This is a genomic window from Chloroflexus sp. (genome assembly GCF_034435895.1).
Classification (GTDB): Bacteria; Chloroflexota; Chloroflexia; order Chloroflexales; family Chloroflexaceae; genus Chloroflexus.
The window spans coordinates 1-7,550 of sequence record NZ_DAOTWH010000143.1 but is presented as its reverse complement, the minus strand read 5'-3'; the positions used below and the strand labels follow the sequence as shown (position 1 = coordinate 7,550).

Genomic DNA, 7,550 nt, shown 5'->3' with positions numbered 1-7,550 from the left:
CGGCGGCCCGCCGCGAAGCGCGCGCGTTACTGGCCGATTTTGGTTTGCAAGGCTGGGGTGATGCTCGCCCGGCCCTGCTGTCAGGCGGCATGCGCCAGCGCGCCGCCTTCCTGCGCACCGTCCTCTGGCACCGCCCGATCATGCTGCTCGACGAACCCTTCGGCGCGCTCGATGCCCTTACCCGCGCCCAACTGCAACAGTGGCTGCTCGCGCTGTGGGATCGGCTCGATCGCACCGTCTTGCTCGTCACCCACGACATCGATGAGGCGATCATCCTCGCCGACCGCATCTATGTCCTCACTCCGCGCCCGGCCCGCATCGCGCTTGAACTGCGCGTCGAGCTGCCCCGCCCGCGCTCGTACACCCTCGTCACCGATCCAGCCTTTGCCCGTCTCAAACGGCAGTTGCAGCAGGTGTTGATGAATGGCGAGCGGGGTGAGGAGGGATGGCGATAATCAGCATCTGCTTACCACAAAGATTCCTGCACCGCCGCTTCTCCGGCCACTTCCGGCCAACGCTCAACCAATTTGGTTGCTGGTACTCGTGCTAGTTCGCTGGGTTCGAGCTTATGCAAACCACCGCCATATACCCGGCTTGTGACAGCGAATTCGGCCACGTTAATATCTTGCAAGATGGCAAACAGTTCGGCGATGCGATCAGGCTCTTGATGTAGAAGTCTCGCCAGTTCGCCTTTCGGATAGAGTATCAGATAGACGTTGGGCGGGATGGCTTGGGAACGGTTCCAGATTAGGCGGAAGGGTGACTTGCGGTCTGTGCGGCGTCCCATATAGGTACAGAGGAATGGCGCCGGATCGCGCCGCTCTTGCCAGTACCATGGCGTACGCCGGCGCACGAGATACCGTTGGCGCAATTCGGCAGGGGCGGTCTGAACGTAAGCCCATAAAGCAGGGTATTGTTCGCGTACCTGCTCTTCGGCGAGATCACAATCAATCAAGCAGAGTTGCGGTTGAAGGCATGGATAACCATCGTCATCGGCCTCAATCACGGTGGTGGTCAAAAAGCGTGGCGGCGGCAGCATTAGCCGGAGGTATGCATCGGGTAAGCCAAGCTGGCGTGCTGTGGCGCGTTTGAGAATGAAAAAGTCATTGCCGCCGGTCACGATTCCGCGCCGGATGTCAAACAGGTCGCCCAAAAAGAAAGGTGGTCGCCCGGTGATACTTCGCTGGTTGATGTGATTGCAGCGCCAATCGCTGACCAAGGACGCATTGCGCTCAAACTGGTTAGTGGAACAGTGCGCAACATCTGTGGTTGCAAGAGAGTGCCACCAGTCGAAATCGCCACGCAATGATCGGGTGGTGGCGGCTCGTTGCGCAGCACAACGACGGTTGACGAAACGAGTGCATCGGCGAATTGGCAGTCTGCCGGATGAAACCGGTGGATGCGGATCAATGTCGCTTGTTCGCAGAAAAAGCGCCGTAACCCACATCCATCCATTCTGCCGGTAAGAGCCAAGCCGCATAGCCACTTCGTGCCAGCCACGCCATGCTTAGCAGTACCACGTAAACGTATAGACCGGCCAATCCTGAAACGTGAATTCCGGTGCGTTGCGCGGTCAACGCCTGCAGCCGGCGTTTGGTTGCCGGGTCGAGATGATGATGACGCACGTATGGCGGATTGGCAATGATCAAGTTGGGAGTCGAGTGATCGTTCGTGATAAACGCAATACAATCGCCGCATACAACCCGTAAACCTGTCTCTGCCCATATGGTGCGCGCGATTGAACCGCGATCCTCATCAATTTCAATCCCGATGGCAGAGACAATCCGCTCGGCTCCGAACTCGGCCAGTGCGGCTGCATACAGGCTTCCGCTGCCGAGCGCTGGATCGGCGAATGATAGATTCGGAAGATTATCTCCAGCTACCATGCGTAGATACCGCGCAATCTCTCGCGCAAGCAGCGGCGGCGTGGCAAATTGGCCCCGGCGATTGCGTTGTTCTGCTGGTGTCCGGCTGTCGAAGCGGTGTTGCTGGCTTTGCCGGATGGTTTCAAGTTGGGTGAGCAGAGAATGATCCATACGTTTGTTTTCTTGTTACTAATCGATCAAGAGAGCTAAATCTTCTATGCGATGCTCCCAAACCCAATCAATGCCTTCAGCAGCTTCATAACCTAGATAATTGCTTCCAAAATATCCGCACAGAAATAATATGTACCGGATATTGTTACCAAAAGCTGCTCGTAAGTGTTGCATCTTGTTAGCTTCTTCTTTCCGGCGCTCGTTTGGGTTAACGAAGTCACCGGCTGACTTTGCCTCAATAAAAATGGGAATTTGTTGAGGGAGCGCGTTTTTGGGTTGAATAACGACATCGATTGGAATGTTGATCGGTCTTTCTTTGCCGGCGATGATGTTCAATCGGATTGCGTATGTACCGGCGCGCATGGTTGAAATCGGCACAGTGCTAGCTACTGATTGTTTAGTATATCCATGCTGTTCGAAAAATGTTGCTATCAAACGAAGTTGGCGACGCTCTTGCTCGTTGCGAATGATGGGGTTCGCTAAAGTATTGCATAAGCGATCAGCAATAATTGTGGCGGCTCGTGTACGATCATCTGGTGTCACCTCAACATTTTGTCCTTCCTTTAACCATGGGAAAAGATCGATGTCGAGCAATTGGCTACTAGTGTCACAGAGCTTTTGTAATTGCTTATTCAGTTCGTGTTCACGTAGTTGTGCTGGCAATCGATTATGCTCCATTTCTTGGACAAGGCGCCGGTTAACGCCAGCCAAACCAGCTAAGCGATCGATTGCGAGCGGTGGCGCCGTACACATGCGTAATACTGTGAGTGTATCTGATTTCTGTTTCAGCGCTTCTGGCGTGATCGCGCGCAAATCAGCGCAGATCTGCAATGTTTGTTGAGTGCGTTCAATCGTGCCTTCACGTGCTGCTCGGAACGCCTCTGGAGCAAATGTGATGAACCAGCGATTAAAATAATCTACCGATTGTGCAATGTCTTGTTTCCATCATTGTGGTTTATCGAGGTTGAGGTAGATCATCGTGCAATCTTTATCTGAGCGTGATAGGAATATATATCAGCGTGCAACGCCTTGCAACAGTTTGATTTGAACACTCGCTCCCTCCTTACTATAGTACAGATGTTTTAGTTTGGCAATGAAATATGACCCCGCCCTCCGTGCCATTCAAGGCGAGTTGGAGGCGGGGTTATTGCGATGCTGAGTCGATGATGCGCAATTCGGCGATATACCCGTTTTCCCTACTCCTCTGGCGGCAACGATGTCGTGATGTCGTACACCAATACCTGCACGTCAAGCCCCTCGTTGGTCAACAGCGACATAGTAAACTCATTCGTCGCATTCTTAATTGCCTGCTCGTCAGCGGCAGGTGCGTAAGCTCGAATGCTCGCCTCTTCGGCAGAAACGCGCGTTACTCGCGTGACTGCACTGGGGCTGGCAGCGGCAATCCGGCGCTGAATCTCGGCAATCGCTTCGTCAAGCGTCATGGTTCTTCACCTCGTTAGATAACATTGAATTCGGATGCAAGTTGGTCGCTGCGGAACCGGTCGATCCGCAGCTCGTCAATATTGATCGTATGCGCCCGTCCGTCAATCACCTCTTCGGCGATCAACAAACCGGTTGCTGGCGCGTGCATGATGCCATGGCCGCTAAAGCCGCTGGCATCGATATAGCCCTCTAAATCTGGATGCTGGCCAAGGATTGGGTTGTGATCCGGTGTGATTTCGTACAAACCGGCCCAGCACTGCTGTTCGGCCAACCCTGCCGTCTCCAGAATCGGGAAGCGGTGGATGCCGGCTTCGATCACTGCTTCCAGCCAATCCCAGTCCACATTAGTATTGGTGCTGCTTGGTTCGGCTGGATTCGAGCGACCCATCAAGATGCTCTGGCCTTCGCGCCGCATATAGAAGCCGGTGCCGACATCGATCGTCAACGGGATCGGCGCGCTAATCGCTGGGAAGGGGGTCGTCATATAGACGTTGCGGCGGTAGGGTCGCACCGGCAGGTCGAGGCCGGCTAACGCCGCCACTTCACCTGCCCACGGCCCGGCGCAGTTGATTACTATGTCACAGCCGACCGGCCCGGATGGCGTTTCTACTGCCGTTACCCGCCCGCCGGTAATCTGAAACCCGGTCACCGGCATCCCGCGCCGCAGCCGCACGCCGTGGCGTTGGGCGGCGCGCAAATAGCCGAGCGCGATGCCGTAGGGATCGCAGTAGCCGTCGTCAGGGCCGAAGGTAGCCCCAATCAGGTCGTCGATCCGCATTTGCGGCACAAAACGCGCCGCTTCTTCCGGAGTAAGCGTCTCGACCCGCACCCCCAGCTCGCGTTGCATCGCCACGTTGCGCAGATATTGCGCCCACGTCGCTTCGTCGTTAATGAGGAACAGATACCCCACCTGCCGCAATTCGGCGTGGCCGCCGACCTCTTCCTCAAAGTGGCGCAGCCGTTCGATGCTATAGCGCGAGAGCAAAACATTGGTGCGCAACGAGAATTGGTGGCGCACTCCAGCAGCCGAGCGGGCCGTGCTGCCGCTGATTTCGGTCTCTTCGCGTTCTAGGATGACCACGTCGCGCAGGCCGCGTTCGGCCAAGTGAAAGGCAATGCTCGCGCCGATAACGCCTGCACCGATAATGACGACTTGTGCTCGGTCGATCATTGGTGTGTTCCTCGGTCGGGGGCATAGCAGCGCTATGCCCCTACAATGTGCTCCGTTTGCCGCGTCGTCGCGGCGGTACGTCCTCTGGCGGCAACTGTGGTTCTTCGCCAAGGGCCAACTCTTCCGCCGGTGTTGGTGTGGTAGGCGGCGGGGTTGCGCGTTGCCGGCGCTCTTCGCGCCACGCCAACCGCTCGCGGGCCACCGCCTCAAACCCGCGTCCGGTTGGCTCATAGTAGATCCGTCCGGCGAGATTCGGCGGCAGGTGTTCTTGATCAGATCGCCCCTCTGGCAGGTCGTGCGCGTACTCGTAACCGCGGCCATACCCCAGCCGTTTCATCAGCGCGGTGGGTGCGTTGCGCAAATGGAGCGGCACCGGCTCGTTGCGCGTCTCGGCCACGTCGCGCTGCACCGCACCGTAGGCTCGGTAGAGGGCATTGCTCTTCGGCGCGAGGCAGAGGTAGACTACCGCCTGCGCCAGCGCCAATTCGCCTTCCGGCTGGCCGAGAAAATGCACCGCCTGCTGGGCAGCGATCGTCTGCGGCAAGGCGTGCGGGTCAGCTAAACCAATATCCTCGACTGCGATCCGCACCAACCGGCGAGCAATGTACAGCGGATCCTCGCCGCCGTCGAGCATCCGCCCCAGCCAGTACAACGCGCCGTCGGGATCGCTACCGCGCACGCTCTTGTGGAGCGCCGAGATCGCATCGAAGTGCAGCTCGCCGTGTTTATCGTAGCGCACGGCCCGGCTTTGCAGCGCATCGCGAATATCGTCCACCGTGATCAAGCGCGTCTCGCCGATCGCCGGCGGCTTCGAGCGGGCTGCCGCTTCGAGCGCATTCAGCGCGGTGCGAGCGTCGCCATTTGACATATTGATTAAGTAACTGCGGGCATCGCTAGCGAGCATAATCTTCAGCTCACCCAACCCGCGCTCGCGATCGCTCAACGCCCGATCGATCAAGATCCCGATCTCTTCATCGCTCAGCGCCTCTAGCGTAAATACCCGCACCCGCGAGAGCAAAGCCGAATTAACCTCAAATGACGGGTTTTCGGTCGTGGCGCCGATCAGAATGATCGTGCCGTCTTCGACATAGGGCAAGATCGCGTCTTGCTGGCTCTTGTTGAAGCGGTGGATTTCATCAATAAAGACGACGCTGCGCTGTTGAAACATGCCCAGCCGGTCTTTGGCCTCTTGCACCACCCGGCGCAGATCGTTCACCCCGGCGCTCACCGCGCTGAGCGGCTCGAAGTGGGCATTGGTGCTGTTGGCGATGATTTGGGCCAACGTGGTTTTGCCGCTGCCCGGCGGCCCCCACAAGATCAGCGAGAAGAGCTGATCGTTGGCAATCGCACGTCGCAGCAGCTTGCCCTCGCCGATAATGTGGCCCTGCCCGACGAACTCATCGAGCGTGCGCGGTCGCATGCGCGCCGCCAGCGGCGCTTGGTTCTGCAACGCTTGTTGGCGTTGCGCATCAAACAAAGTTGGGCCTCGCGGTTTGGGCGGCATAGGCAACAGTTCGTTGAGTCGTTGATCGTACTATTCCTGATTGTAGCATATCTTAGGCCCGCATCAGTTTGCGCTCGCGCCGGGGCGCCGGCAAGCTGACAATCTTGCCTGCTTCTGCATGGTGGCAGGCTGATGTGCTTCAATACTGCAATAAGTTCGGACGTTATCGGTGCAGTTGAGGTGTATCAGTGGAAAAAATGTATCAGTCGATCATTGTCGTCAATCCTGCTATCCGTAGCGGCAAGCCAATCATTCGTGGTTTGCGCTATACAGTTTATGATATTTTATCCTATCTTGCTGCTGGAATGAATGTTGCGGAAATTTTGGCTGACTTTTCTGATCTAACTATAGAAGATTTTCAGGCTTGTCTGGCCTTTGCTGTTGATCGTGAGCGAATAGTTACGGTGATTCCTGCATGAAATTACTGTTTGATCATCATATTTCCCGAAAATTGGTTCATAATCTCGCTGATCTTTTTCCTGAATCAAGTCATGTAACTTTTCATGGTCTCGATCGGGCTGAAGATATTGCGGTCTGGTCATTTGCAAGATATGGTAATTATATCATCGTGACCAAAGAATCGGATTTTAACGGTTTGTTAAAGTTACGTGGTAGCCCACCCAAGATCATTTGGCTACGAGTTGGTAATTGTACAACTGCCGCCATTGAAGCTATCATCCGCCGGAATTATTCAAGCATTACCTCATTTGCCCAAGACCCAGATAGCTCCTTGCTAGAGATTATCCGTGCCGGCGAACTGAACCTCTGACGGATTAGTTAAGTATAAATGTAAAGTAAATAAATATAGATGCAAACCACATGGGTCATGGCAGAGAGTATCAAAGAACTATTGCCGGGTTGTAACTCCAAGGCGTATGCTACAGGTAAGTGAAGACGGCGCTGCCCGCCAGCAGAGAGGCAACTGTAGCGAACCTCACAAACTGTACCTCACCTCTTGTGCTCCCCGTTGCCCCTCTTCCGCCTTCCTCTTCCCTCTGCTGGCGGAGCGCCAGAGGCACGAACACCGGCAATCTTCACGGTTGCCGGTGTTTTTGTTGGTGGCGGCAGGTATAGTGCGCCAGCTCCCCTCTTGTCATTGCGAGCGGAGCGAAGGGGCAGCGCACCGCGCTGTCCTGCGGAGCGAAGCAATCCCCCGCGAGTGCGGGCAGCATGCCTGTAGGCCATTGGTCTGCGCTGCGGTGGGAGATTGCTTCGGGGGCTACGCCCCCTCGCAATAACAACCGAACCCCACCCCCGCTCTCCATCTGTCATTGCGCGCCGCGCAGAGCGCGGTAAAGCAATCTCCTCCAAGAGCGAGAGGAATCCGCTCAGGCATGCGCCGCGCTGCAGCGGGAGATTGCTTCAGTCGGGCGACACCCAGCCGTGCTGGGTGCCG

The 7,550-nt window shown here is 56.4% G+C and carries 9 protein-coding genes; 3 read left to right on the top strand and 6 right to left on the bottom strand.

Going from position 1 to position 7,550, the window contains the following annotated elements:
- Positions 1-455: ABC transporter ATP-binding protein (locus U9R81_RS08470; protein ID WP_322495046.1), on the top strand; the 455-nt coding region annotated here is incomplete at its 5' end.
- An 11-nt stretch (positions 456-466) separates the two neighbouring features.
- On the opposite strand, the gene U9R81_RS08465 is transcribed toward U9R81_RS08470, so the two are convergent.
- From U9R81_RS08465 to U9R81_RS08440, 6 genes are all read right to left on the bottom strand, one after another.
- Positions 467-1,219: a hypothetical protein gene (locus tag U9R81_RS08465; RefSeq protein WP_322495045.1), complete on the bottom strand. Its 753-nt coding sequence runs from the start codon at positions 1,217-1,219 to the stop codon at positions 467-469.
- A 187-nt stretch (positions 1,220-1,406) separates the two neighbouring features.
- Complete coding sequence (locus tag U9R81_RS08460; protein ID WP_322495044.1) at positions 1,407-2,036, bottom strand: Eco57I restriction-modification methylase domain-containing protein; 630 nt, start codon at positions 2,034-2,036, stop codon at positions 1,407-1,409.
- A gap of 18 nt (positions 2,037-2,054) precedes the next feature.
- Positions 2,055-2,849 carry a XamI family restriction endonuclease gene (locus U9R81_RS08455; protein ID WP_322495043.1) on the bottom strand — a complete coding sequence of 265 codons (795 nt, stop codon included), beginning with the start codon at positions 2,847-2,849 and terminating at the stop codon, positions 2,055-2,057.
- A gap of 383 nt (positions 2,850-3,232) precedes the next feature.
- Positions 3,233-3,478, bottom strand: a complete 246-nt coding sequence (locus tag U9R81_RS08450; RefSeq protein WP_322495042.1) for a hypothetical protein — start codon at positions 3,476-3,478, stop codon at positions 3,233-3,235.
- 14 nt (positions 3,479-3,492) lie between these two features.
- Positions 3,493-4,650: an FAD-binding oxidoreductase gene (locus tag U9R81_RS08445; protein WP_322495041.1), complete on the bottom strand. Its 1,158-nt coding sequence runs from the start codon at positions 4,648-4,650 to the stop codon at positions 3,493-3,495.
- Positions 4,651-4,690: 40 nt separating this feature from the next.
- The gene (locus U9R81_RS08440; RefSeq protein WP_322495040.1) at positions 4,691-6,154 is read right to left on the bottom strand and encodes a replication-associated recombination protein A; all 1,464 of its coding nucleotides are present in this window, start codon (positions 6,152-6,154) and stop codon (positions 4,691-4,693) included.
- Between the two features lie 197 nt (positions 6,155-6,351).
- On the opposite strand from U9R81_RS08440, the gene U9R81_RS08435 reads away from it, so the two are divergent.
- Together U9R81_RS08435 and U9R81_RS08430 are read left to right on the top strand one after the other, a co-directional pair.
- On the top strand, positions 6,352-6,573 hold the full coding sequence (locus tag U9R81_RS08435) for a DUF433 domain-containing protein (protein ID WP_322495047.1): 222 nt from the start codon (positions 6,352-6,354) through the stop codon (positions 6,571-6,573).
- Entirely contained in the window at positions 6,570-6,923 is a 354-nt protein-coding gene (locus tag U9R81_RS08430; RefSeq protein ID WP_322495039.1) for a DUF5615 family PIN-like protein, read from the top strand. Before U9R81_RS08435 ends, U9R81_RS08430 begins: the two co-directional genes overlap by 4 nt.
- Positions 6,924-7,550 lie beyond the last annotated feature (627 nt).

Bases quoted from the DNA above. Each gene is read 5' to 3' on its own strand.
- U9R81_RS08430 (WP_322495039.1), top strand. From the start codon at position 6,570: ATGAAATTACTGTTTGATCATCATATTTCCCGAAAATTGGTTCATAAT.
- U9R81_RS08445 (WP_322495041.1), bottom strand. From the start codon at position 4,650: ATGATCGACCGAGCACAAGTCGTCATTATCGGTGCAGGCGTTATCGGC.
- U9R81_RS08440 (WP_322495040.1), bottom strand. From the start codon at position 6,154: ATGCCGCCCAAACCGCGAGGCCCAACTTTGTTTGATGCGCAACGCCAA.
- U9R81_RS08450 (WP_322495042.1), bottom strand. From the start codon at position 3,478: ATGACGCTTGACGAAGCGATTGCCGAGATTCAGCGCCGGATTGCCGCT.
- U9R81_RS08460 (WP_322495044.1), bottom strand. From the start codon at position 2,036: ATGGATCATTCTCTGCTCACCCAACTTGAAACCATCCGGCAAAGCCAG.
- U9R81_RS08435 (WP_322495047.1), top strand. From the start codon at position 6,352: ATGTATCAGTCGATCATTGTCGTCAATCCTGCTATCCGTAGCGGCAAG.